This window comes from Arenibacter lacus, from assembly GCF_008711145.1.
Taxonomy (GTDB): Bacteria; Bacteroidota; Bacteroidia; order Flavobacteriales; family Flavobacteriaceae; genus Arenibacter; species Arenibacter amylolyticus.
On the sequence record NZ_VVIN01000026.1, the window covers coordinates 1 to 25,944 of the forward strand.

The 25,944-nt window shown below is 41.6% G+C and carries 19 protein-coding genes; 13 read left to right on the forward strand and 6 right to left on the reverse strand.

Annotated features, from left to right (window positions below; translation table 11 throughout):
* Nucleotides 1-259: 259 nt before the first annotated feature.
* A complete protein-coding gene (locus tag F1E73_RS09290) occupies nucleotides 260-2,248 on the reverse strand; it encodes a putative porin (RefSeq protein ID WP_150451753.1) in 1,989 nt (662 codons plus the stop codon).
* A gap of 528 nt (nucleotides 2,249-2,776) precedes the next feature.
* Here F1E73_RS09290 and F1E73_RS09295 point away from each other — a divergent pair.
* The 4 genes from F1E73_RS09295 (at nucleotide 2,777) to F1E73_RS09310 (ending at nucleotide 8,416) form a co-directional block, all read left to right on the forward strand.
* Nucleotides 2,777-3,346, forward strand: coding sequence for a ribonuclease HII (locus F1E73_RS09295; protein ID WP_150451754.1), 570 nt, complete (start codon nucleotides 2,777-2,779; stop codon nucleotides 3,344-3,346).
* 56 nt (nucleotides 3,347-3,402) lie between these two features.
* Complete coding sequence (locus F1E73_RS09300) at nucleotides 3,403-5,862, forward strand: DUF3352 domain-containing protein (protein WP_150451755.1); 2,460 nt, start codon at nucleotides 3,403-3,405, stop codon at nucleotides 5,860-5,862.
* Between the two features lie 447 nt (nucleotides 5,863-6,309).
* Nucleotides 6,310-7,644, forward strand: a complete 1,335-nt coding sequence (locus tag F1E73_RS09305) for an OmpA family protein (protein ID WP_150451756.1) — start codon at nucleotides 6,310-6,312, stop codon at nucleotides 7,642-7,644.
* Between the two features lie 73 nt (nucleotides 7,645-7,717).
* Complete coding sequence (locus F1E73_RS09310; RefSeq protein ID WP_150451757.1) at nucleotides 7,718-8,416, forward strand: TapB family protein; 699 nt, start codon at nucleotides 7,718-7,720, stop codon at nucleotides 8,414-8,416.
* Between the two features lie 50 nt (nucleotides 8,417-8,466).
* On the opposite strand, the gene lipB is transcribed toward F1E73_RS09310, so the two are convergent.
* Both lipB and F1E73_RS09320 read right to left on the reverse strand, forming a co-directional pair.
* Nucleotides 8,467-9,189: a lipoyl(octanoyl) transferase LipB gene (gene lipB, locus F1E73_RS09315; RefSeq protein WP_150451758.1), complete on the reverse strand. Its 723-nt coding sequence runs from the start codon at nucleotides 9,187-9,189 to the stop codon at nucleotides 8,467-8,469.
* 36 nt (nucleotides 9,190-9,225) lie between these two features.
* Nucleotides 9,226-9,381, reverse strand: coding sequence for a YqaE/Pmp3 family membrane protein (locus F1E73_RS09320; protein WP_086477933.1), 156 nt, complete (start codon nucleotides 9,379-9,381; stop codon nucleotides 9,226-9,228).
* A gap of 158 nt (nucleotides 9,382-9,539) precedes the next feature.
* Here F1E73_RS09320 and lysS point away from each other — a divergent pair, with 158 nt between their 5' ends.
* The 9 genes from lysS to F1E73_RS09360 all read left to right on the forward strand — a co-directional run bounded on the left by lysS (nucleotide 9,540) and on the right by F1E73_RS09360 (nucleotide 22,647).
* Nucleotides 9,540-11,231, forward strand: coding sequence for a lysine--tRNA ligase (gene lysS, locus F1E73_RS09325; protein ID WP_086477934.1), 1,692 nt, complete (start codon nucleotides 9,540-9,542; stop codon nucleotides 11,229-11,231).
* A 511-nt stretch (nucleotides 11,232-11,742) separates the two neighbouring features.
* A complete protein-coding gene (locus F1E73_RS09330) occupies nucleotides 11,743-14,481 on the forward strand; it encodes a DUF1553 domain-containing protein (RefSeq protein ID WP_223883398.1) in 2,739 nt (912 codons plus the stop codon).
* Nucleotides 14,482-14,483: 2 nt separating this feature from the next.
* Nucleotides 14,484-15,992 carry a DUF1501 domain-containing protein gene (locus tag F1E73_RS09335; RefSeq protein ID WP_150451759.1) on the forward strand — a complete coding sequence of 503 codons (1,509 nt, stop codon included), beginning with the start codon at nucleotides 14,484-14,486 and terminating at the stop codon, nucleotides 15,990-15,992.
* Nucleotides 15,993-16,011: 19 nt separating this feature from the next.
* Nucleotides 16,012-16,893, forward strand: coding sequence for a sugar phosphate isomerase/epimerase family protein (locus tag F1E73_RS09340; protein WP_223883399.1), 882 nt, complete (start codon nucleotides 16,012-16,014; stop codon nucleotides 16,891-16,893).
* Nucleotides 16,894-16,896: 3 nt separating this feature from the next.
* A complete protein-coding gene (locus tag F1E73_RS09345; protein WP_086477935.1) occupies nucleotides 16,897-18,294 on the forward strand; it encodes a c-type cytochrome domain-containing protein in 1,398 nt (465 codons plus the stop codon).
* Nucleotides 18,295-18,661: 367 nt separating this feature from the next.
* Nucleotides 18,662-21,163, forward strand: a complete 2,502-nt coding sequence (locus F1E73_RS09350) for a zinc-dependent metalloprotease (RefSeq protein WP_150451760.1) — start codon at nucleotides 18,662-18,664, stop codon at nucleotides 21,161-21,163.
* A gap of 196 nt (nucleotides 21,164-21,359) precedes the next feature.
* Nucleotides 21,360-21,551, forward strand: a complete 192-nt coding sequence (locus F1E73_RS09355) for a hypothetical protein (protein WP_150451761.1) — start codon at nucleotides 21,360-21,362, stop codon at nucleotides 21,549-21,551.
* Between the two features lie 132 nt (nucleotides 21,552-21,683).
* On the forward strand, nucleotides 21,684-21,848 hold the full coding sequence (locus F1E73_RS17605) for a hypothetical protein (RefSeq protein ID WP_176328518.1): 165 nt from the start codon (nucleotides 21,684-21,686) through the stop codon (nucleotides 21,846-21,848).
* A gap of 361 nt (nucleotides 21,849-22,209) precedes the next feature.
* On the forward strand, nucleotides 22,210-22,647 hold the full coding sequence (locus F1E73_RS09360; protein ID WP_086477938.1) for a DUF4890 domain-containing protein: 438 nt from the start codon (nucleotides 22,210-22,212) through the stop codon (nucleotides 22,645-22,647).
* 132 nt (nucleotides 22,648-22,779) lie between these two features.
* Here F1E73_RS09360 and hemL read toward each other — a convergent pair whose 3' ends face one another.
* The 3 genes from hemL to F1E73_RS09375 are packed head-to-tail and all read right to left on the reverse strand — an operon-like array spanning nucleotide 22,780 to nucleotide 25,826.
* Nucleotides 22,780-24,072 carry a glutamate-1-semialdehyde 2,1-aminomutase gene (hemL, locus tag F1E73_RS09365; RefSeq protein ID WP_150451762.1) on the reverse strand — a complete coding sequence of 431 codons (1,293 nt, stop codon included), beginning with the start codon at nucleotides 24,070-24,072 and terminating at the stop codon, nucleotides 22,780-22,782.
* Between the two features lie 6 nt (nucleotides 24,073-24,078).
* Nucleotides 24,079-24,924, reverse strand: a complete 846-nt coding sequence (locus F1E73_RS09370; protein ID WP_150451763.1) for a glucosaminidase domain-containing protein — start codon at nucleotides 24,922-24,924, stop codon at nucleotides 24,079-24,081.
* Nucleotides 24,921-25,826 carry a 1-aminocyclopropane-1-carboxylate deaminase/D-cysteine desulfhydrase gene (locus F1E73_RS09375; protein ID WP_150451764.1) on the reverse strand — a complete coding sequence of 302 codons (906 nt, stop codon included), beginning with the start codon at nucleotides 25,824-25,826 and terminating at the stop codon, nucleotides 24,921-24,923. Before F1E73_RS09375 ends, F1E73_RS09370 begins: the two co-directional genes overlap by 4 nt.
* Nucleotides 25,827-25,944: the final 118 nt, after the last annotated feature.

Consider the following 25,944-nt stretch of genomic DNA (forward strand, 5'->3'; position numbering starts at 1 on the left):
ATACATGGTTTCGGCCGAATTTCAAAATCGAGTTGACCTGCCACGCAATACACTCCTTATATACAGGAAACGAACACTACCTATAAAAGACCACTTCCGCGCCCAAACCAAAGGGACGCATCCACCGGTCCCGCGTTAGGCATGCCCGCCGCTAGGCAGGGATTGCAGCGGCATCCCCGAAGCAAGGCTAGGGATACTGCAGAGAGCACGGCCCGACGAAGGAGGGAAACGCCCTAAAGGAAAATGAACTAATCCAAACTTAAGAGAAGAAGTTCCACACCAAACCAAAGCGAATCACAAAATCCCTATACGGATAGTTTGGCGCCGCATAGAATTTGTTTTCGGAAAACAAGGAGTTGAAGTGCTCTGCCTTTAGGAATACCCTGGTCTGTTGAATACGGGCATTGATGAAGAAATCTAACATTGGAAATCCTCCCAACTTCTCCGTATCTTGGGAATAGAATTCCCCCAGCACCGGGTTATAGGCGTCCATGGTATAGGCCGTAAAATACTTTAGGGTAACCCCCGTCTGAAAATACAATGCTTTTTTAAATCCAAAATTGGAATAGTACAAAGTATTCCTCGTTACAAACTCGGGCAGATTTAATACGGGGTTGGATTGGTTTACATTCTGATACATAATTGTATTATTCAGCGCAAATCCCTTCCACTTAAACTCCTTTTCATAATTCACCTTAAAAAGATCTACGTTCCCAGACTCCTGAAATGGCTTAATAAAGGCCTGCTCACTACCTTCTATCTCAGTTTCTGACGGGTCGGCAGCAAAATAGGTGTAGTTATTCAGGCTCGTGTAATTTGCCTTGAGATTACCCCAGGTTTTGGAATCTAGATCTAATTGAAACCCATTATTACCCACCTTCTTAAAATCGGATGTATGCTGCCAATTATAGTTACGGTAATCACTTTGGTATAACAAGAAGTTAAAGTTGGGCATCCTAGAGGAGGAGTGAATAGAAAACTTAAGCGCATGGTTTTCATTGATACGATAACTGGCAAAGGCGTCTAGGATGGTCCCAGAAAGATCTCCAGTAATGTTAGACTTTAGCGCCCCGTTCAGTTGAAAACCACCGATCTTTTTTACATATTTTGCCCCCACAGCAACTTCAGTCCCTTGCAACTGACTCTGAATCAACTGGTCATCCGTCTGCAAAACGGTATTAAAATAGTAATTGTACCGATAGAAGTCCACATGCCCTGTAAGCGCTCCCAGCGTTTTATTTGAAAACCGGGCACTCAGCTGATTATTGTAGGTCTTTAAATATACTTTATCCCCTATCTCGGACAGAAAGGCATCTCCAAAATATGGATTATTGGCAGTTTGCTTGTATTGGTAATATTTGGACTCATAATTAAACTCATGCCCCATGGTAAGTGCAGTAGTCCTTGCTTTTCCCGACTCGGATGGTTTTCCAAAGACCACATATTCATGGTCTAGGAAATACCGCTTTCCATGAAGTCGGTTATTAGCATTGGAAAACAAGACATCTAACCTAGACCGATCAGCAAAATCGGGATCATTGGATTCAAACTGCAATTCCTTATTGGCCAACCCGCCATTCTCTTCGGTTTCTAAGTTTTGGGTCGCAATATGAGCCCTTAAACTATAGCGCCCGTTTTGGGTAACATAATTGGTAGTGGCCTTAAAGTTTCCGGACGAGGCCTGACTGAATTGATATTTTCCCAACGATCTAAATCCCTTATAACCCAATGAAAAGTTAAGTCTTTTTGAAGTATTAAAGGTTAGTAATGCATCTAACAACTGTCCCTGTTCAAAGGTAGTTTTAAACATCAGGTCGGTCATTGGGGTAGCTACATTATAATAATCTACCTCCCTAGCCTCCAAATAATTAAAGTGCTTGGCTCTGGCTCCCAATCCCGGGTAGATATTGTTCACCTCTAAGTTAGCCCCCAACCTATTATAAGGCTGACCAACATTAGCGAAGGGCATTAGCTCAAAATCGTCCCTTCTTAAAAAGTTGTATTTGTATTCTTTCTGTATGGAAATCGTGGTATCCAAAAAGGTAGTATCTCTTTGGTAGTCTATAATCTTATAATCCTTAATTGTAATCTCCTGCACTTGGGTCCCAGGAGTACGTTTTGCTGGCAGCATTCTTTGTTGAACGCCCACAGGGGGCTCCCCCATTTTCCTAGGAGAAGGAATTGAATCTTCTTGAGCACTAATGGCCTGACTAATAAATACTACTAAAAGCGTCAATATATATCTCATGCTGTGGACTTACGCCGACAAAGTTAATTTTTTTGTCCTTAACGAAATGCTAAACTTCAAAAAACAGGCAAACAACGCCTTATCTCCGTCAATACCCTTGGCCTGCACAATCGAAATCTACAGAACAATCTCCACATCAATAAACATGAGGAAAAGCAAAAAATCAACTGAAACCCTTCAGGACATCGCTCCCTCCTTAAGTTAAAAACACTTTCTACCCAACACTCCCCAATTGCCCAGCAATCCTTAGGAGACCCATCCGCTTAGAGGACCCAAACCGTTTCTTGAGAGGTTTTCGCTCCAAAAACCTCATCCATTAATAGAAAAGCAGCCAATAACACCCATTGATTTTAAGTAGTATACTTCATTTCCTCCCTTTCAAGTTATGCAAACCTAATAATCCTTTTATAAATTTTTATATTTGGCCTTTTGCCCTACCACAAACAAATACTTTTGCTTTCTATATACAATGGAAAGCCACGGGCTTGATGACAAATTTACACGTGTACAATTAGCAAAGAACCCAAAATGTTACAACCATACTATACTACTTCTAGAGAAGCGGGCACCGATGAAGCTGGTAGAGGCTGCCTTGCTGGACCGGTAACTGCAGCAGCAGTAATACTGTCGCCCGATTATACCAACCCCATTCTTAACGACTCCAAACTCCTTACTGCAACCAAAAGAGATTTGGTAAGACCCCATATAGAAACCAATGCGTTGAGTTTTGGCATTGCACATATTCTCCCAGAGGAGATTGATAATATTAATATTTTGAACGCCTCGTTCTTGGCCATGCACCACGCCCTGGATCAATTGCAATTGCCGTTAGAATTTATTATTGTAGATGGCAACCGTTTTACTCCCTATAAAGACATCCCTCATGCCTGTATTGTTAAAGGAGATGCCAAGTACCAGAGCATAGCAGCGGCATCGGTTTTGGCTAAAACCGCCAGAGACCAGTATATGGAAAAAATACATTTGGAATATCCTATGTACAACTGGAAGAAAAACAAAGGGTATCCCACTGCAGAGCATCGTGAGGCAATTAAGAAATACGGTATTACAAAATACCACAGAAAAACGTTCCGACTATAGTCGGGAAGACTAAAATGAGATATTTAAAAATTCTATTTTTACGTAAAGTTCTTTCTATGAAATTTAAATTAGCGATTGTAACCATCTTCTTGTTATTAGGATGTGCCAAAAAGTCTCGCACTACTTCCCCCTTATTAACCTATATACCCCACAACAGTGCGGTTATTATTAAGATAAACGATCTATCTTCCTTCTCCAGTAAATTGGACAAGAACCATCTTTTAAGCTCCTTCTCTTCTACCCATCCTTATTCCAGTATTGTAGAAAAGGTAAAACCCTTGGATTACCTACAAACCGACAAGGAGAGTATGCTGGCCTTTGTTGAACTGGGAAAAGAAAATTTTGAGGTCTTATATGCTGCGTATTATTCCGAAGACCTTTTTATGGTAGAGGACATAACCGATAAAAAGGTAGAGACCATTACCTATGAAGGGAAGACAATTGAGAAACATAATTTGGAAGGGAATACCTTCTACGCAACCAGAATTCAAGACAAAATAATAATCAGTTCGGCCAAGATGTTGCTAGAGAACCTACTTCGCAACAAAAATAATCTGGAGGTTAATCCTTCACTATACAAATTAAATCAGGCAATAAACACCCAAAGCAGTGCCAATATTTTTATTAATGCCAAGAAAAGTACCTCCCTTCTCAACAGCGTATTGGCCGAAGGAACACAGTGGGATATTTCCAATTTTACAGAATGGGTATCTTTGGATTTCAACTCCAACAAAGACCATGTTAAACTCAATGGAATAAATACGGCTAACGATTCTTTACCTAAGATAAGCGACCTATTTAGAAACACCCACGCACTTGTAAACAGAACACCAAACATGGCTCCTATGGCCTCCGACGCCATTTTATCCTTCACCTTTGATAACTATACCGCCTTTGCCCAAAATCAGAAAAAGCATTTGGATAGGTCTGTTGAAATTGACAAAACCTTTGATGCCGTTGAGGAAATCGGTCTAATTTATTTAAATAGCGACCTCTCCATCGTTTTACATACCAGCGGTTCCATGAAGATTCACGAGTTTTTAGACAATTTAAAAACCGGTTCTGAAGAATATCAAGGAAATGAGATTGTATCCCTCTCCAAGAATAATTTCCTCAATGCTTATTTTAACCCCCTGGTAAAGGGCTACCATGCCAACCACTACACAATTTTGGAGAATGCCTTTGTTTTTGCCCGTTCTGCGGAAATGCTGAAAACAATCATTGCCAATTACAAGAACAGCAGCACTTTTAATAAGACGGCTACCTACAAAACGGCCCAGCAGCAGCTGGCAGATGAGTCTTCTATTCTCTTTATTTCCAACGCCAAAGGAGTAGAATATTTCCTAAACCGTTATTTTACCCAAAACTTGGCCAAGGAAATTAATACAAAAGAACTTTCCGAGTATTCTTTTGCAGCGCAAATGGTTGCCGAAGACCATTTTCACCACACTCATATTTTATTTCAAAAGATTGCACACGAAACCTCTTTGAACAAAACAACGCCCTTATATACACTTACCTTGGAAAGCGGGGTAGCTACCGTCCCTCAATTTGTAAAAAACCACTATACCAAGAAAGAGGAAATTGTAGTACAGGACCAAGAGAATACTTTATACCTAATCTCTACAGCGGGTAAAATTCTTTGGAAAAAACAGCTCTCTGGTAGAATTCAGGGTCGTATAGAACAGGTAGACCTCTACAAAAACGGTCGACTCCAATTAGCATTTACCACGGACAACCAATTTTTGATATTGGACCGAAACGGAAACGAAGTAGCACCCTTTTCATTTTCCTATAGCGGCGGCAACCTAGGTCCTCTATCGGTTTTTGATTACGATGGCAGAAGGGATTACCGTTTTGTAGTTTCGCAGGGCGATAAAATTTTCATGTACAATAGGCAGGGAAAAATAGTGTCTGGTTTTAAATATAAAAAGGCAGACCGTCCTATATTAGGAAGGGCCAAGCACTTCCGGATTGGCAGAAAAGACTACCTGGTTTTTAAAGAAGAGGGAGGCAATTTAAAAATCCTTTCTAGAACAGGACAAACTAGAGTCCCTGTAAAAGAAAAAATCACCTTTTCAGATAATGAGGTACAACTTCATAACAAGAAGTTTACCGTGACGGATACGGAGGGCCGACTCTATCAAATAGATGAAAAAGGAAAAGTGAATACAGCCAATCTAGGGTTATTCCCAGATCACGGGATGGATGCCACTAGCAAAACCCTCGTTATAATGAACGACAACGAACTACAGATACGAGGAAAAAAGGTAACGCTGGAATTAGGGGTATACTCCAAACCCAGAATATTTTATCTTAACGACAAGATCTATGTCACGGTCACCGACATCCAAAATCAAAAGATCTATTTATTTGACAGTCAGGCCAAACCCATTTCCAACTTTCCCGTATCCGGAAGCTCTCAGATAGACCTCAGCGATATGAATAATGACCATAAGCTAGAGTTGGTTTCCAAAGACCAGGAAAACTCCATTATTGTATATAGAATTAATTAATTAGGGCCTGGGCTCTGGAGAAAACGCCTCCGCATCCCAGGCTTATAATTAAGCAACCTATTACTAGTAGCGATTTACAAGGCACTCACAAATTGGTCACCTTTCTGAAAATCCTCTATGCACCTAATAAAATTTACCCACCTTAAGAATCTTGGTGTTTACTGGCAGGCACATCCCCTTTTTAGCCTATCTCTCCCTCATTCTTTGCGTGATACATCCTTACCGCAGTCACTAAAATCCACCCTCATCTTGATCTCTTCAAAAATTGAGCAAGGCAATTCTTACCTATAAATGCCATAGGAAACGGACCATTCTAATTTTATTGCAGATAATACAATAAAACATGCATTACATACAGTCTATTCTCATAAATCATTCTTATTCCTTAATTTTAAAAGAAAACGTTTTTTCAAAACAAACATATTTGGATCTATAAATCAATTAGTTATGACACTCACAAAAATAACCCCTAAGGCTTTGCTATGCGGTTTGCTTCTCTTTTCCTTCTCCCATGTTAGTCATGGTCAAATTTTAAAAAAATTGGGGAAAAGAGCCGAAAGGGCTGCCGAGCGTACCGTTGAAAGGCGCGTAGACAGGGAGGTAAGTAAAAAAACGGATCAAGCATTAGACAGTATTTTGGAGCCAGGAAGCAAGGGACCGGGCCCTGTATCTAATCCCCCTTCTGAAAGGGGTGAGCCAAACGCCCCCAATCCAAACAATCAGGAAGGGACCATTACCAGCTCCACCAACATGGATGCTGGCAACAAGGATTTAAAGTTTTACACCAACTACGACTTCGTAGCTGGGGATCGTGTACTAATCTACGACGATTTTTCGGTGGATAATATTGGTGACTTTCCTGCTAAATGGAATACCAATGGATCTGGGGAAGTGGTAACCCTAAACAATAGTCCGGGAAAATGGATGAAACTATCGGACAGGACCACCTACGTACCCGATATTCCCCAAATACTGCCCTCTGACTTTACCTTGGAGTTTGATATGATTACCTCGGGATTAGATAAAAAGGTAAGCTCCACCGCCCGTCTTAAAATATTACTGGATGATAACAATAGCCTGAAACAGGGAGCTGATTATGCTGAAGTTAGTATTCCGTTTGCTCAATATATTGATGCTGGGGTATATGTGAACAATCACTTCAATGGGCAAAATACATTGCGAAATTATGTGAAAAAAGACGTGCGAAACGACGTTTTACAACTGGCACATGTGGCTATTTCGGTTAACGGGCAGCGATTTCGGATGTGGATGAACGAACGCAAGCTGGTAGACCTTCCGCGATTTATTGAACCTGGATTGGTAAAATACGTCAAATTTCATTTAAGTAATATGCCCAGCGAAACCAAGGAGCAGTTTGTTTTCATCACCAATGTAAAGGTGGCAGAAGGGGGTGAAGACCTAAGGAGCAAACTTCTAAAAGAGGGGCAATTCTCCACTACAGGAATTTTATTTGATTCAGGGTCAGACAAAATTAAGCCTGAATCTTATGGTACCCTAAAAAAAATTGCTGATGTCCTACAACAAGAATCTGAAAGCAATATTAAAATCGTAGGCCATACGGATGCCGATGGTAGTGAGGCCACCAACCTAGAACTATCTAAACAAAGAGCCGCTTCAGTAAAAAATGCGCTGAGCAGCGATTTCGGGATATCGGAAAATCGCTTACAAACAGATGGAAAAGGGGAGGCCCAACCAGTTGGGGATAACAGCACTACTGCTGGCAAAGCCAAAAATAGAAGAGTAGAATTTATAAAAATATAAAAAAACCGCTACAGCCCTGTGTTACAGGGCCTATGCATAAACCTGGAATATTGACCTTAAAACCTTAAGCACAATGATTAAAAGAAATTGCATCGTATTAGTAGCCTTCTTAATTGCCTCCTTAGGCTTTTCACAGAACAATTGCAGTAAATTCTATCCCATGGAGGAAGGCGTAAGCTTTCAATATACCATGAGCAATAAAAAAGGCAAGCCGGAAGGAACCACAGATTATTCCATTACAGAGGTAACCAACTCAGGGGGCACTACCACCGCTACCATGAACATGAAATTCACCGATAATAAAGGGGAAGAAATCATGGTTTCCGATTTTAAAATAAGCTGTACGGGGCAGGGAATAAAAATAGATTACAATTCGCTAGTACCCTCCAAGATGATTGAACAATACACCGAAATGGGAATGGAAATGGATATTACCGGCACCGATATAAATATCCCCAACAACCTTAGTGTGGGGCAAGATCTAGACGATGCCAATGTAACCATAAACATTAAGATGACCGGGATGAATATGACTATGAAGGTAGATCAGATCAATAGGAAGGTAGTAAGTAAAGAAAGTGTAACCACCCCTGCCGGAACATTTGAATGTTACCTACTTACAGAAGACACCATTTCGGAGACCATGGGAGTAAAGCAAAATATGAGCACTAAATTATGGCTTGCCGAGGATGTAGGGATGGTTAAACAAGAAATCTACAATAAGAAAGGGACTTTAACCAGCCATATGGAGCTTACCAAGTATAATAAATAACCCCAGAAGGGAACATTAATAGAAACCGAGTCGTTTTGCACTCGGTTTTTTTATTGCGAAACTTCAGTCTTTACCGCTTGAAACTCCGCTTCAAAAAGCGTGGAAAAATGTTTTAACAATTTTTCCTTCACCTCATCCATAGCCACCTCTTTAACTCCCAATTCTACGTTTAGGGAGGTCACCGCCTTGTCTTTAATACCACAGGGAATCATTAAATCGAAATACCCTAAATCGGTATTTACATTTAAAGCAAAACCGTGCATGGTCACCCAACGACTTGCACGCACTCCCATGGCACATATTTTTCGGGCAAAGGGCGTCCCTGCATCGATCCAAACTCCGGTTTCCCCCTTAGAACGCTCTCCCTTTATGCCATACTCTGCAAGGGTAAGGATAATCATATCCTCTAATAATCGCAGGTACTTATGGATATCAGTGAAAAAATTATCGAGATCTAGGATTGGATACCCCACCACCTGTCCGGGACCGTGGTAAGTAATATCCCCACCCCGGTTGATCTTGTAAAAACTGGCTTGCTTTTCTGCCAAATGAGCCTCATCTACCAAGAGATTGCCCATATTCCCACTCTTCCCCAGCGTATAGACATGAGGGTGCTCTACAAAGAGAAAATGATTAGGAGTTTCCAGTCCTGCATCCTCCCTGCGGTTCTTAATTTTCAAATCCAAAATAGATTGGAAAAGTGTTTCCTGATAGTCCCAAGTTTCCTTGTAATCTTTATGGCCTAAATCTTCTAAGAGAATCCTTTTGTTCATAAGGCAAAGATACAAACTCCACTTAAAAATAAAGTCCTAATTTGGATTGTTAAGTATGATCAAAGCCGCAACCACTCCAGGCACCCAACCACATAAGGTGAGAAGAAAAACAATTATAAATGACCCACAACCTTTATCAATAACTGATAGGGGCGGGAATATGATGGCCAACAGCACTCTAAAGCATCCCATTTACTTTTTGATTTTTGATTGATGTACCAATAGGACGAAATTAGGGGCCTATTGTTACAGTAAGTTGACAAAAATACAAACAGCCGTGGAACAATACTATTTACAGGATTGATAGATTAAGCCAGAGTAGCTATATTTGCATCCTTAATCATTATTGTATGCAACTTTCGGAACAAGAAGTAATCAGAAGAGAAAAACTTGGCAAGTTACGTGAACTAGGGATAGACCCCTATCCCGCGGCACTTTATCCTGTAAACAATACGTCCAGGACCATAAAGGAAAAATATGAAGAAGGCAAGAAGGTAGTTATTTCCGGAAGGCTTATGTCCCGTAGAATACAGGGAAAGGCCTCCTTCGCAGAATTGCAAGATAGCGAAGGCCGTATACAAGTATATTTTAACCGGGATGAGATTTGTACTGGGGAAGATAAAACCTTATATAATGAGGTCTACAAAAAACTATTGGATATTGGGGATATCATTGGGGTAGAAGGAACCCTATTCACTACCCAGGTGGGAGAAAAAACGGTGATGGTTAAGAACTACACGCTACTTAGCAAATCCCTACGTCCTTTACCACTTCCAAAAGTAGACGCAGAGGGTAACGTACACGACCAGTTTAACGACCCAGAGTTGCGCTACCGTCAACGTTATGTAGACTTGGTAGTTAACCCTAGCGTAAAGAACAACTTTATAAAGCGTACCAAGATCACCAATAGCATTCGTCAATTTTTCAACGATGCAGGATACCTGGAGGTAGAAACCCCAATTCTACAACCAATTCCAGGGGGTGCCGCGGCCCGTCCGTTTAAAACGCACCACAATGCCCTAAACATCCCCTTATATTTAAGGATTGCTAACGAATTATATCTTAAGAGATTAATCGTGGGCGGATTTGATGGCGTGTACGAGTTTGCAAAAGACTTTAGGAATGAAGGCATGGACCGCACCCATAATCCTGAATTTACGGTAATGGAACTATACGTAGCGTATAAGGATTACAATTGGATGATGGATATGACCGAGACGCTACTAGAAAAGGTAGCTATAGACTCTAATGGCACCTCAAAGGTTACGGTAGGAGAGCACCAAATTGAATTTAAAGCCCCCTACCCCAGAATTCCGATTCTTGAAGCTATTAAAACCCATACCGGTTATGATGTAGCTGGAATGGACGAGAATGAACTTAGGGAAGTGGCCAAAAAATTAAACCTAGAGGTAGATGAAACCATGGGTGTAGGAAAGCTGATTGATGAGATCTTTGGGGAAAAATGTGAGCATCATTATATACAGCCCACTTTTATTACCGATTACCCAAAGGAAATGAGCCCATTAACAAAGGAACATCGCAGCAACAAGGCCTTAACTGAACGATTTGAATTGATGGTAAACGGAAAGGAGTTGGCAAATGCCTACTCTGAGCTGAACGATCCCATTGACCAACGCGAACGATTTGAAGAGCAGCTTAAACTCTCAGAAAAAGGGGATGATGAGGCTATGTTTATAGACCAAGACTTTATTAGAGCTTTGGAATACGGGATGCCCCCTACCAGTGGTATAGGTATTGGTATAGATCGTTTGGTAATGCTAATGACCAATAACAGTTCTATACAGGAAGTACTTTTCTTCCCACAAATGCGCCCAGAGAAGAAGGAAGTAGAATTGAACGACGAAGAGAAGGGAATCTTATCCCTATTAAAACCATCTGGAACTTTGCCCTTACAAGAACTAAAGGAGCAGGCAGGATTGAGTGGTAAAAAATGGGACCGAGCTATGAAGGCCCTCGCCAAGCACGAACTTGTGAAGGTTACGACTGAGGGAGCTACAAAAATGGTTGTTTTAACAAAGTAACTTCCTAAGGGATTAGAACAACGCTCATGGCGTTGAACCTTTACTTATGTTTATATTTATTAAAAGGGCTGGGAATAATTTTCCAGCCCTTTTTGTATTACCACGCTCCAAAGTTTATCACCCCACAGTATCGGTATTCGTCCAGAAAATCTGCCCATCCGGACTAATAGCAGGAGGTTTTCAGCCACACCTATAAACATGAACAGTATTGATGGGAGACCCCCCCAAATTTCACCGGCTCTAAAACTGTCCAATCAAACCCCATACAAACGGCAAAGGAACACAGGCTAAGCGGTCATTTTCCAACAACACAGCAAACAACCTTTCATTGGATGAACGCAAAATAGTATCAAGATTCGATAAGTTACAGCTGGTATTTAAGGTCATTTTTCCTTATAATTGTTATACCCAAGTCTCATAATCAGCCTCTTGCACATAAGCTACCACACTGAGGCGCTGATTAAACGCCCTTTTGGGGGCAACCTAGGAAACAACAACAAACACGAGCAGCGTGAAAAATGGACGTTATATACTCCTTACCATAATTGGATTTGTCCTGCTTAGCATCCTTGTATGGAAATTTATACAACCCGAACAGCCCGTTGACTTCAGTACCCAGATAAAACCCATCCTAAATAAAAATTGTATTACCTGCCACGGTGGAGTTAAAAAAAACGGAGGATTTAGCTTATTATTTGAAGAAGAGGCCTTTGCAAACACCGAATCTGGTTCTCCAGCTATACTACCGGGAAATGCAGCCAAAAGTCCTATGATTCAACGATTACATGAGGACGATCCTGAACTGCGTATGCCCTATTTAAAGCCTAAGTTATCCAAAGAAGAAATAGATTTACTGACCAAATGGGTAAATCAGGGTGCCAAGTGGGGCAAACACTGGGCCTATACCCTCCCCAGTAAGGTAGCGATTCCTATGACCACCCAAGCTGCAGGAATTACTGGTGAAGACTCTAAAGGGTTTATAAAGAGCCCTATAGATCATTTTATATTAAAAAAATTAGAACAACATAATTTGGAACCTAGCTTAGCTGCATCCGCAAGGATAATTGCAAGAAGGTTGTCCTTAGACCTCATCGGGCTGCCGCCAGATGCGCAGTTGCTCAACGACTTTAGCGAGGGGAAAATCACCTACGAACACTATGTAGACACCTTACTGGCCAACCCAGCCTATGGCGAAAAATGGACCAGTTGGTGGTTAGACCAAGCTAGGTATGCAGATACCAAAGGTTATGAAAAAGATTTGGGTAGAACTATGTGGCGATATAGGGACTGGGTAATAGATGCCTTTAATAAAGATATGCCCTATGATCAGTTTACCATAGAACAATTGGCCGGCGACTTACTGCCCAACCCCTCGGAAGATCAATTGATAGCTACGGCTTTCCACAGAAACACCATGAGCAATGACGAAGGGGGAACGGACGATGAGGAGTTTAGGGTTGCCGCCGTAATAGATCGCGTAAACACCACTTTTGAAGTATGGCAAAGCACTACTATTGGTTGTGTTCAATGCCATTCCCATACGTACGATCCCTTTAAACACCAAGAGTATTATAATTTAATGGCCTTCTTCAACAACTCTAGCGACGCAGATACTTCCGAAGATGAGCCTAATCTTAGATTTTACAACGAAGATCAAAAAAAAGAGGTAGATCGAATTTATGAATGGATCTCCAAAAATGACGATAGTGAGACAGCTACCTCCTACAACAATTTCCTAACCTATACAGAACCTGTCTACCACGCCCATTTAGCGCAAGATTATACCAATGGGAATTTGGCCGATACCAAATGGCTTGCTTTACGCCCCAACGGTTCTTGCTACCTAAACGAGGTTTACACTCAAGGCGCCAATTATATTTACCTAAAATACGCAGCTGGTATGGATGGTACTGAAATAACCATCCGCCGAGACCATCCCGAAGGGGAAATATTAGCCCAGTTCACCATTAATAAAACCAAAGGTAGAATTATCCAAAAGTTCCCTTTTAAAAAGGTAGATGGTAAGGTAAATCTTTTTATAGCAGCCAAAAACGATAAAATACCCGCTACAACCCCCACTAGTTATATCAGTTGGTTGGCATTCCTTCCCGAAATAAATACGGAAAATATGTTGACTCACCCCCAAATTGACAACACCTTTATGGAGTTGATAAATGCACAGGTTCCTACCCTGCCCATTATGGCCGAAAAACCTGATTTTCAAAAAAGAACCACTCAAGTTTTTGAGCGAGGCAATTGGCTGATGAAAACAGATACTGTGGAACCAGGAACGCCAAAAAGTCTTAATGCATGGGACCATTCCTGGCCAAAAAACAGATTGGGACTATCCAAGTGGTTGGTGAGCAAAGAAAATCCGCTTACCGCACGTACCCTTGTAAACCGGGTTTGGCACCAACTATACGGAAGAGGCATTGTAGCCTCCCTGGAGGATATGGGTTCCCAATCCGATTGGCCCTCCCACCCCGAACTCTTGGATTGGCTGGCCTTAAGATTCATGAACGAACATCAATGGAGCGTTAAAGCCTTGATTAAAGATATAGTGCTTTCTGGCACCTATAGACAAAGCTCCAAGACCAACGCCCAATTACACCGCATAGACCCCCATAATACGCTTTATGCCCGAGGTCCTAGAACGCGACTTAGTGCGGAGCAAATCAGAGATCAGGCCCTAGCGGTATCTGGGCTATTAAGCAAAAAAATGTACGGCCCAAGTGTAATGCCCCCGCAACCAGATGGCGTGTGGCAAACAGTTTACAATGGAGGCCAATGGGTAGAAAGCAAAGGAGAGGACAAATACCGAAGAGGGTTATACACCTATTTAAAAAGAACTAGTCCCTACCCTTCCTTCCTAACCTTCGATGCGGGAAGCAGGGAGGTGTCCACCGTAAGGAGAACAGTTACCAACACCCCTTTACAAGCCTTGGTTACCCTAAATGATCCCGTATATCAGGAAGCCTCCTATCACCTAGCTAAATACATGGAAAAGACCAAAGAGGTAGCTGCAGGAATAAGTAGTGGATATACCAAAGCTACCTTGGCAGAAATAGATCAGGAAAAACTTGAAGTATTAAAGGACCTATACCAACGCTCGTATATGGAATTTAAAGAAAATCCAGAGCAGATTAAGGAGTTTATTCCCCAACAAACAGAAAGGGATCCCCATATTGCCGCACTGACCGTGGTGGCGAGTACCATAATGAACTTGGACGAATTTTTAACAAAATCCTAGCGATGAATAACTTAAACCGACTCATAAAAGAAAAGATCCATAGGGAAATTCGAGCGAATACTCGCAGGCATTTTATAAAGGACTGTGTCACTGGAATGGGCGGACTAGCACTTGGATCTATGTTTTTGGGCTGCAATCACTTTTTGGGTAGCGACAAAAAAGAAAAGATAGCACTTACAGAACGAGACATCAATCCCTTAGCCTCTATGCCTCCCCCCTTTCCAGCCAAGGTGAAGTCTGTAATCTACCTACATATGGCAGGGGCACCGTCACAACTGGAAATGTTCGATTATAAACCCACCTTACACAAACTGGACGGGCAGCTAACCCCACAATCGCTATTGGAAGGGAAAAAATTTGCCTTTATTAGAGGCACCCCAAAACTGTTGGGACCACAGGCAGAATTTAAACGACATGGAGAATCTGGAAACTGGGTTTCCAACTTTCTGCCCCACTTTTCCAAGGTGGTAGATGAAGTGGCCTTCCTTAAAGCCGTAAACACAGATCAGTTTAATCATGGACCGGCACAGCTTTTTATGCATACTGGTGGACCCCGACTGGGGAGACCAAGCTTAGGGTCTTGGGTAACCTACGGATTGGGATCGGAGAATCAAAATCTACCAGGTTTTGTAGTACTGACCTCAGGCGGAAAAACCCCAGATGCAGGGAAAAGCGTATGGGGAAGCGGATTTTTACCATCCGTTTACCAAGGCGTACAATGCCGCTCTAAAGGAGATCCTGTACTTTATATAGAAGACCCCAAAGGCATCAGCAGAAATTTAAAAAAGAGCACCATAGCGGCCATCAATAAAATAAACAAATCTGAATTCAATGAATATTCCGACCCTGAAATATTGGCCAGAATTAATCAGTATGAAATGGCGTTCAGGATGCAGACCGCCGTTCCAGAGGTTATGAACATCAATAACGAACCAGAACATATCAGAGAGATGTACGGCGTAAAGCCCGGCAAGGAATCTTTTGCCAATAACTGCCTATTGGCAAGGAAACTGGTAGAGGATGGAGTTCGCTTTGTTCAATTGTTCGATTGGGGGTGGGATAGCCACGGAACGGGTCACGATACTGCCGTTGATCTTGGTTTAAGAAATAAGTGCACGGAAATAGACCGCCCCATGTCTGCCTTACTATTAGATTTAAAACAAAGGGGCTTGCTAGATGAAACCCTCGTGGTATGGGGTGGGGAATTTGGCCGGACCCCGATGCTAGAAAATAGGGAAGGCCAAGAAATGGCCTATAAAGGACGGGACCATCATGGGGACGCCTTTACCATGTGGATGGCCGGAGGGGGTATAAAGAAGGGCGCCAGTTGGGGCCTTACGGACGAAATTGGTTTTTCTGCCTTGGAAGGTCAGGTTTCCGTACACGATATACATGCTACCATACTCCACCTCTTGGGCTTTAACCACGAACAGTTCACCTATGAATTCCAGGGGAGACCATTTAGGCTTACCGATGTGGAAGGCCAGGTGATCCATGAAATATTAGCATAAACAACCAAAAAAACAACCCATGAATCCCATTAAAACTTTTGTAGTTCTTTTCCTTTGCACAATAACCCTCTCCCAGGCCCAAGAAAAAATAATGTTTTTTCAAACAGATTGGGGAAATAAGTTAACCTATGATGCCTTTTGTGAAAAGGCAAAAGCAGCTGGCTATGATGGAATAGAAACTTGGCTACCCTCTAACAACGCTGATCAAGGCCAATTAAAAGCAGCCTTGGCCAAACACCAACTTAAGCTGATTTTTTTACACGGCACCAATAAAGGTCTTCCCTTTAAAGAGAGCCTAGAACAGTATAAAACTGGTTTGGAAAAATTAATGAAATGGAATCCAACCCTCGTCAATTCTCATACTGGAAGTGATTTTTATAGTTTCGAGGAAAATCGTGCATTTATTAATGCTGCCACCACTATAAGCGAAAAATATAACATTCCGGTGGTTCATGAGACCCATAGGGGACGGTTTAGCTATAGCCTTCCTGAAACCAGCAAGTACCTATCACAATTACCCAATTTAAAGCTTACCTTGGATATTAGTCATTGGATGGTGGTACACGAATCCCTGCTAGAGGGAAAAGAGGAGTTGCTGAAACCGGTGATTAGTAGGTCGCACCACGTTCACGCTCGTATAGGCCATCCCCAAGGTCCACAAATAAGCGACCCAAAAGCGCCGGAATGGACACCTACCGTAGAAAGACATTTAGACCTCTGGGAGGAGATCATTAGAACAAGCTGGAAAGAAAACAAGGGTATATTTACAGTAACCACTGAGTTTGGTCCCCCAGATTATATGCCCACACTCCCTTATTCCAAAATCCCATTGACAGACCAATGGGAAGCCAACGTTTCTATGATGAAAGCTTTAAAAGAACGCCTAAAATTGAGGAGGTAAATAATGGATGTAATTCAACAATTAATAGGGCGTTTACACCCAATGGTTGTCCACTTACCTATTGGATTTATCATTACGGGTTTGTTGTTACAATGGATAGACCGCAAACAAGGCACCTTGAAACCCGTAATTGCCAAGGTATTCTTATGGGGTTTTATCGCAGCCATTGTGGCTAGTATTAGCGGATACTTACTTTACCTTAATGAGGGTTACGGGTTTAACACCATAAAGTTTCACTTGTGGGCGGGAATCGCCACTGCCCTTTTTTCTGGATTAATGTATTACCGCATTAAGGCACCCACTACCGTAGAGTTTTTAAGTCGCATACCCACTAGTCTCTTCTCCTATTCCTTATTATTTCTAATCTCCATAACCGGTCATCTTGGGGGGAGCATTACCCACGGATCGGATTACCTCGTGGAACCTTTACCAACAGCAATAAAAACTGCCTTGGGCATCGCTCCTAAAAACTACGAACTGCCCAGACTGGAGGAAGCGCTTTGGGAAGAATCAGATTTATACGCCCAAGTGGTACAACCCATCCTTAACAACCGATGTCTAAGCTGTCACAACCCCAAAAAAAGTAAGGGAGACTTACACCTGAATAATCCTGAAGGGATATTAAATGGTGGTGAGAACGGTGAGGTAATAAATTGCCACGATATAAAAAACAGCCCTTTGTATGCGCGACTCGTTTTGCCCATAGATCATGAGGACCATATGCCTCCCAAGGAAAAGTCACAATTATCTAAGGAAGAAATTGAAGTTATCAAGGCGTGGATAGAAACCGGACCATCTTTTGACAAAACAATTGGCGAATTAAAGCTTCCCAAGTCCTTGTTTACCGCCTTTTTCCCAAAGGACAGAGCCACCGATTATCCCGAACTAGAGGTAGCTGCCATTCCTACAGATACCATTAGGTTGATAAGAAGTTATGGCTTCCATATAGAACCAATAAGTGCGTCTAGTAACCTGATCCGTGTTTCCTGCATCAATAAACCAGATTTTATCGATGCTGATTTAAAACTACTAAGTTCGTTAAGCAAACAATTGGTAAACCTAGATGTAAGTAACACCCAGCTTACTGATGCTATTTTTGAGTCACTGACTAAATTTCCCAACCTCACTGTTTTAAAATTGAACCATACACAGATAACCGGGGAAAATATAGACAAATTACAATCTTTGGATTATTTAAAAACACTACACCTAACTCATACCAATTTTAGCGGCAAACATCTTTCCAGCCTTAACTCTTTTAAAGCGTTAAAGTCCGTTTTCCTTTATAATAGCAAGGTTGATCCAACAGAGTTCCAAAATCCACCAACTTCCAGCGACCTCCGTATAGATTATGGAAACTACCAACTGCCCAAAATAGCTGCAGACACCATTGTATATTAAAGATTGTGCATTGGCAGGGATACGGTTAAACCAAAGTGAATTACAAAAATATCATGAGAGGAATGGATAGCTCATACACTTATTACAAACTGCTTAAATTGTGAAACCAGGTCTTTTTTATGGCAGCTCCCCAACCTCAAAAAAATCATCCCTCAGGACATTTCCCAAAGAAAACCGCTGTAACATACTCACGAAAAACACGAATTCGATGCATTTTACGATACAAACCACATCAGCCATCAAATTATTCCCATCAACCAAGGGTATTCATTGAAAATAAATCAATACCCCGGCTACATTTCCGGATTCTAAAATTAATTCAGTTCTTTGAAGGAATTGAATTTACAAAATAACATATAACTCAATCATGATTACAAATCGACTTCAAAAAATGCTATTTGCATTTTTGTTATTGGGCTTTATTACATCTACCGAAGCCCAAATTTTTAAAAGGAAATCCAAAAAAACAGAACAGGCCAGTGAGGCGGAAAAACCTAAAAAAGGGGATATTCAGCCATACGACAAAGTAATTACCAAGGAGGCCATTACGGATAAAGGTCTATTTGACGTGCACAAAGTGGACAGCAAATACTATTATGAAATTCCAGACAGCTTATTTTCCAAGGAGATGCTCATGGTGAGCAGGATTTCCAAAACGGCAAGCGGCATTGGTTTTGGGGGAGGAAAAATTAATACCAAAGTCCTCCGATGGGAGAAGCGAGACAAAAAGGTTTTGCTCCGCGTAGTTAGTCATGATGTAGTGGCATCGGACTCTCTCCCAATCCACGAAGCAGTAGTAAACTCTAATTTTGAGCCGGTTTTGTATGCATTCGATATTAAGGCGATCAACAAGAAGGATTCTACCAAATTGGCCACCGTTATTCAGGTAAACGACTTATTTGAGGAAGATGTAAAAGCCTTGGGAATGCCAGAATTTTACCGTAGCCGGTACAAAGTATCTAGACTAGAAGGCTCTAGAAGCTATATTGAGTCCCTTAAAAGCTTTCCCTTGAACATAGAGGCCAGACATGTAAAAACATACGCTGCGGGCAATCCCCCTTCCAATGCCACCTTGGGTTCTATTTCCATTGAGATTAACAACTCCATGATTCTCTTGCCAGAAGAACCTATGAAACGACGGGCATTCGACTCTCGTGTTGGTTGGTTTACCAGTAGCCAAATAGATTATGGTCTCAACGCACAAGAAAGCAAGCGAGTTACCTATTTAGATCGTTGGAGATTAGAGGTAAAAGAGGAGGATATAGAAAAATTTAAACGTGGGGAATTGGTAGAACCCAAGAAGCCTATTGTTTATTATGTAGACCGGGCAACCCCGGAACATTGGGTCCCTTATATAAAGCAGGGAATTGAAGACTGGCAAGTAGCATTTGAGGCGGCGGGTTTTAAAAATGCCATTCTTGCTAAAGATCCTCCTACCATAGAGGAAGATCCGGAATGGTCTCCAGAAGATGTTAGGTATTCGGTAGTACGCTATTTAGCCTCTCCCATTCCCAATGCCAACGGTCCGCGAGTTAGCGATCCAAGAAGTGGGGAAATATTGGAGTCCGATATTAATTGGTACCACAACGTAATGTCCTTGCTAAGAAACTGGTTTTTTGTACAGACCGCAGCCATCAATCCGGATGCAAGGGGCGTAGCTTTTAAAGAAGAAGTAATGGGTCGTCTAATCCGCTTCGTATCCTCTCACGAAGTGGGCCACACCTTAGGCCTTCCCCATAATATGGGGAGTAGTGCCGCCTATCCGGTAGACTCCTTACGTTCTGCTACCTTTACACAGAAATACGGTACTGCACCTTCTATAATGGATTATGCCCGTTTTAATTACGTAGCTCAACCAGGGGATGAAGGAGTAGCGCTAATGCCTCAAATCGGTATTTATGACAAGTATGCTATCAATTGGGGATACCGTCCAATTTTGGACAAGTCCGAAACCGAGGAGAAAGAAATATTGGATAGCTGGATCCTAAAACATGCAGGAGACCCTCTATACCGATTTGGACATCAGCAAGTGGGAGATGTGGTAGACCCCAGTTCCCAAACAGAAGACTTAGGGGACGATGCCATTAAAGCAAGTACCTACGGGATAAATAACCTTAAGTTGATTGTTCCCCAATTAATAGAATGGACGGCAGAGGATGGCAAGGAGTACAAGGATCTAAATGTTTTGTACGGGCAGGTTATTGCTCAATTCAACAGATATATGGGCCATGTTAGTAATAACATTGGAGGTGTTTACGAACATCAAAAAACGTACGACCAAGAGGGAGCAGTTTATACTCCAGTAGCCAAGGAGCATCAGCAAAATTGTATGATTTTCATCCAAGACCAGCTTTTTAAAACACCAAAGTGGTTAATAGACCCCAACATTTTCAATAAAATTGAGTATTCAGGTTCTGTAGAAAGGATTAGAAAAACGCAAGAAAGGACCTTAAACAATATTTTAAGCCTGGGCCGAATGGCAAGGCTGCTAGAAAATGAGGCGATTAACGGCAAGGAGGCGTATAGTCTGTTAAATATGATGAACGACCTAAGAAAGGGAATCTGGTCCGAATTGAGAAGAGGCAATAGTATAGACATCTATAGAAGAAACCTACAAAAGGCGCATATAGATCGTTTGGCTTATTTGATGACGGCAGAAAGCGAGGCCAAACAATCCGAAATGGGCGGCTACCGTAAATCTACCGCTATCAACACAAGCCAATCGGATATCCGCTCCATTGCTAGGGCCCAGTTAAATGTTTTAAAGCGAGATATAAACAATGCCATTGCACGTACCTCCGATCCCATGAGCAAGTATCACTTGCAGGATGCGGTAACGAGGATAAACCAAATCTTGGAACCTAAATAATAAAGTAGGAACCACCTTATTAAAGTAGGCTAGGGCATTATTTTACCCTAGCCTACTTTTTTTATAAGTTCTACCTTATCCATAGCTTATAGGATCAAAGAAGGTACCATGGTTAAAGATTATTAAAGGTTGTTATCAATTGCCATGGTGTTGATGTTATTTCCTACATTTACAGCTGTAATAAAATCCCATATCAGTGTCTTATAAAATTAAAAGCCTGCTTTATTTTATCTGTTTCTTAGCTGCCTCTGTCTTTTACTACTATTTAGACGTAGAAAATGAGCCGCCCCCTCCTACCCAGTCGGTTGAAATACCTAAAGAAAATAAAGACACTATACTCCCTGAGGAGCATATTAAAAAACCATTTGAAACCCTGGAAAAAACTTAATTCTATAATATCCTAATTTCTAAACCGATCCAAGGTAGACATACACCACAAGAAAGCTTGGTTTCACAACAATGACTCGTACATTCCCAAAGGTTCTCTTAAATTAGAAGCACTAAACAACGCCCTAAACCTATGAACTACAGAGTTAAAAGTTTAGTCTACCTAATCGGCTTCATTTTTTCGGCTTTGGTAGGCACCTACCTCCAGGAAGATTCCCATACAGTTACGGAAGAACTTACCACAGAACATGTTGAGAAAATAGACCAAACTATTGTTAGTTTAGAAAAACAGAGCTAATCCCTCTTTCTTTCAACAACATAGAGTGTAAGTCGCCAGCAACTACCAAAGACAGTATTTTGCACTTGGTTTAGTAGGCCCGTTTACCTAGGTTGTCAGTTCTTGGGCTACTATTTCCTAAGCTCAACACCCCCTTCCCTATTTATATCACAGGCAGGAACTACTTCCAACAATATTATTAACAACACCCTAAGAAACCTTCCTATACATTTTAATAATTAGGTGAAAATCCCCAGCAATCATTTCCAAATCTTATAAAAACAAGATGTTTTCCTAGTCTAACCTCCATAAAAATAAGATACGAGATTAAACCAATTGTTGTTTCAGCTGTCCTACTAGTAAACCCATAAATTTTTAAAGGATGAAAAAATTAGTTTTTACCATGGTATTTCTACTTGGCTTTACCGCTATTGCGCAAACGGGAAACCGAAAGGGAATGAAGGATTTAACTCCCCAGCAAATGGCAACCCTGCAAACCAAAAAAATGACCTTGGCGCTAGATTTAACCGATGCCCAACAAGCACAGATTCAAAAGTTAAATTTAGAAAATGTTACCGCGCGCGTGGAGCGAAGAAAGGAGATGCAAGCCAAAAGAGAAAGTGGAGAGATAAAACCTCTTAGTTCGGAACAGCGCTATGAGCTTAGAGTAGCGCATTTGGATCATCAGATTGCGCAGAGGCAACAGCTTCAAAAAATACTATCTAAGGAACAATTTATAGTTTGGAACAAAATCAATACTAAAAGGAAATCCCATAGAATGGCAAACGCCAAAAAGGCACGCTATGCAAGAAGGCATTAACCATATAATAAAAGGGATATCCGCTCCCTAGTTCCTTTCTCATGTTAAGGAAAAAACTAGGGTGTGGATATCCCCTAATACACTAAACCTGGATGATGAACATTCAGTTTAGGTTTATCATCCAGACTACTCCTATTGTTTTAAATCGTCCACAATATTGGAAAGAGCCGCAATAGTGGCATCCAGATCTTCGTACGTAAGTGCATCATTCAAGAAATAGCTTTCAAATGCACTTGGCGGTAGGTAAACGCCCTCTCTCAACATTCCGTGAAAATACTTTTTAAAGGTATCATTGTTCCCTTTAACAGAGCTTTCAAAATCTACCACCGGCTCATCCGTAAAATGTATGGATATCATGGAGCCAAATCTATTTTTTTGAAAGGGAATATTGTTATCTGTCAACACCTTAGCCAAGCCAGCTCCTAAGTATTTAGTTTTATCCGCCAGACTTCTAAAGATCGCCGGATTGTTGTTTAGTTCGGTCAACATGGCTAATCCGGCACTCATTGCCAAGGGGTTTCCACTTAGGGTACCTGCCTGATACACCGGACCATCGGGAGCCAAGTAGCTCATAATTTCATCCCTGGCTGCAAAAGCACCTACGGGCAATCCGCCACCTATAACCTTACCAAAGGTTACAATATCTGCATCTATACCCAAAACTTCCTGTGCACCTCCCTTTGCCAATCTAAATCCGGTCATCACCTCATCAAAAATCAACAGTATCCCTTCTTGGGTACAAAGGTCACGCAATCCTTTAATAAAACTTTCATCTGGAATAATACATCCCATATTTCCAGCTACTGGCTCAAGGATTACGGCGGCAATTTCCCCCTTATTGGCAACTACTAAAGATTTTACGCTTTCCAAATTGTTGTAGATGGCCAAAAGAGTATCCTTGGCAGTTCCTTGAGTAACCCCCGGGCTATTGGGACTTCCAAAGGTAACCGCTCCACTACCTGCTTGTATTAGGAAGGCATCTGAATGCCCGTGGTAACAGCCCGCAAATTTTATAATCTTATCCTTTCCGGTAAAGCCTCTGGCCAGCCTTACGGCACTCATACAAGCCTCGGTTCCACTATTTACAAATCGGATTTTATCTATATTGGGCACCATGGAAACCGCCAATTCCGCTAATTTGGTTTCTATTTCTGTAGGCATCCCAAAGGAAGTACCTTTTTTAGCTTTTTCTATTACCGCATTAACAACAGGTTCGTGGGCATGTCCCAAAATTAGTGGACCCCATGAAGCTATATAGTCAATTAATCGGTTCCCATCCTCATCGTACAAATAAGCTCCTTTGGCCTCCTTAACAAATATGGGTTCTCCTCCTACTGCCTTAAATGCTCTAACCGGGGAATTTACCCCTCCAGGAATAACTTTTTGCGCATCGGCAAACAAGGCACTACTTCTTTTATATCTCATATTTATTTATTTTTTTACAGCTTTTACAGTGATTTTTTGGCCCACCGCCAAATTACTGTTCTTCAAATTATTCATTTCCATCAGTTCCGGAACAGAAATAAAATACCTCCTGGAAATGGAATACAGGGTATCTCCTTTTTGTACCACATAGGTTGTAAGCCTGTACTCCTGTGGTTCCTTTTTCACTATTCTCCCAGACTTTATCACCTCCTTATCATACTTATACAGTTCGTATCGCTCTATAAGGGAAATTAATTTTTCCGGGTATTTTCTATCTGTGGCATAACCAGCTTGTCGTAGGCCTTTTGCCCAACCCTTGTAGTCGTCGTGATCTAAATTGAACAAAAAGGCATAGCGCGCTCGGGAGGATAGAAATATACTTCTATCCCTAAAAGAGTACATAGGGTGGTTGTATTTCCTAAAACACTCCCCTTTCTCATCGTCGTCGTGAAAATCATAATCGCCATTCCAGCCCGTGTGGCACTTTATGCCAAAATGGTTATTTGTTCTTTGGGTAAGATTCCCTCTACCCGCTCCGCTCTCTAATATTCCCTGCGCCAGGGTAATACTGGCAGGGATGCCATAAGCTTTCATCTCAAAGCGCGCTATCTCCGAAAAAGTCGTGATATATTCTTCCACCGAATTCACTGGAAATTGCACAAACTTCCCCGTATCCTCCGGAAGTGGATACAACACATTCCCCTGCTCCCTTTGTTCTTTTTCTGGCGCTTTTTCCGCAGGCTTTTCTACAGTTCTCTCTATTTGCTTCTTCGATGGGGCAACTCGCTTTTTAGTGCCACAAGCGATCATTAAAAATCCAAAAACAAGTATTGTTATTATTCTTCTTATCATACTTCAATCAATGGTTGCTGTCTTTTCTTTAATTTTATATTCATTCCTTCAATCCCCTGTAAACCACCTGTATGCACCACTAAAACAGACGCTCCAGGTCTAAAATAGTCCTGCTTCACCAAATCCAGTACCCCATACAACAGTTTTCCGGTATAAATAGGATCGGTAGGAATACCGGTTTCCCGCTTAAACCAGTTAATAAACGCTATAAGCTGTGGGGATACCTTGGCATAACCGCCAAAGTGATAATTGGTCTTTAATTCCCAATTATCCCTGGAGACAAAACTACGAATATCTTTTCTTAGAAAATCACCTTTAAGGGATGCAAAACCCAATACCGTTTGGTTCTTGCTAGAGGAATTAATGATACCGGCCATGGTACCTCCTGTCCCAACACTACAACAAACGTAATGGTACTCAAGGTCTCGCTCCCTCAATATTTCTTCGCAGCCTTTTATAGCCAAGGCATTGGTTCCTCCTTCCGGGACCAGATAAAATGGCCCCATGGTATCCTGGAGTTTTTGCAAATAGTCTGGGTTAGTCTTATCCCTATACTGCTCCCTGGAAATAAACATAAAGTCCATTCCATTTTTACTGGCTTGCAGCAGCGTAGGATTATTATTATAATTCCCTTGTAATTCAGCGCCCCTTATGATCCCAATGGTACGGAGGCCTACCTCTTTTCCGGCATAGGCAGTGGCAGCAATATGGTTAGAAAAGGCCCCTCCAAAAGTCACCAAGGTGCGATGCCCCAATTGTTGGGCTTCTAGCAGATTGTATTTTAACTTGCGGAATTTATTCCCGGAAATATAGGGATGAATCAAGTCTTCCCTTTTTACAATTAGGGAAACCTGTTTTTCTTTTAATAGGGGAAGTTCTACATGTTGATGGATACCCGACACAATTATCGCTTTTCAGCCCAAAGATATTTAATAAAACTATACGGTCTTCGTTGTTGCAGATAATGTGGGTTGGATTCATTTTGGTAAGCCTCCCTTTCAAAACTGATGTTCCTATACG

Bases quoted from the DNA above. Each gene is read 5' to 3' on its own strand.
- F1E73_RS17605 (WP_176328518.1), top strand. From the start codon at position 21,684: ATGAACTACAGAGTTAAAAGTTTAGTCTACCTAATCGGCTTCATTTTT.
- F1E73_RS09345 (WP_086477935.1), top strand. From the start codon at position 16,897: ATGGATGTAATTCAACAATTAATAGGGCGTTTACACCCAATGGTTGTC.
- F1E73_RS09290 (WP_150451753.1), bottom strand. From the start codon at position 2,248: ATGAGATATATATTGACGCTTTTAGTAGTATTTATTAGTCAGGCCATT.
- F1E73_RS09320 (WP_086477933.1), bottom strand. From the start codon at position 9,381: ATGGGATGCTTTAGAGTGCTGTTGGCCATCATATTCCCGCCCCTATCA.
- F1E73_RS09350 (WP_150451760.1), top strand. From the start codon at position 18,662: ATGATTACAAATCGACTTCAAAAAATGCTATTTGCATTTTTGTTATTG.
- F1E73_RS09335 (WP_150451759.1), top strand. From the start codon at position 14,484: ATGAATAACTTAAACCGACTCATAAAAGAAAAGATCCATAGGGAAATT.
- F1E73_RS09305 (WP_150451756.1), top strand. From the start codon at position 6,310: ATGACACTCACAAAAATAACCCCTAAGGCTTTGCTATGCGGTTTGCTT.
- F1E73_RS09370 (WP_150451763.1), bottom strand. From the start codon at position 24,924: ATGATAAGAAGAATAATAACAATACTTGTTTTTGGATTTTTAATGATC.
- hemL (WP_150451762.1), bottom strand. From the start codon at position 24,072: ATGAGATATAAAAGAAGTAGTGCCTTGTTTGCCGATGCGCAAAAAGTT.
- F1E73_RS09310 (WP_150451757.1), top strand. From the start codon at position 7,718: ATGATTAAAAGAAATTGCATCGTATTAGTAGCCTTCTTAATTGCCTCC.
- F1E73_RS09295 (WP_150451754.1), top strand. From the start codon at position 2,777: ATGTTACAACCATACTATACTACTTCTAGAGAAGCGGGCACCGATGAA.
- F1E73_RS09360 (WP_086477938.1), top strand. From the start codon at position 22,210: ATGAAAAAATTAGTTTTTACCATGGTATTTCTACTTGGCTTTACCGCT.
- F1E73_RS09300 (WP_150451755.1), top strand. From the start codon at position 3,403: ATGAAATTTAAATTAGCGATTGTAACCATCTTCTTGTTATTAGGATGT.
- lipB (WP_150451758.1), bottom strand. From the start codon at position 9,189: ATGAACAAAAGGATTCTCTTAGAAGATTTAGGCCATAAAGATTACAAG.
- F1E73_RS09340 (WP_223883399.1), top strand. From the start codon at position 16,012: ATGAATCCCATTAAAACTTTTGTAGTTCTTTTCCTTTGCACAATAACC.
- lysS (WP_086477934.1), top strand. From the start codon at position 9,540: ATGCAACTTTCGGAACAAGAAGTAATCAGAAGAGAAAAACTTGGCAAG.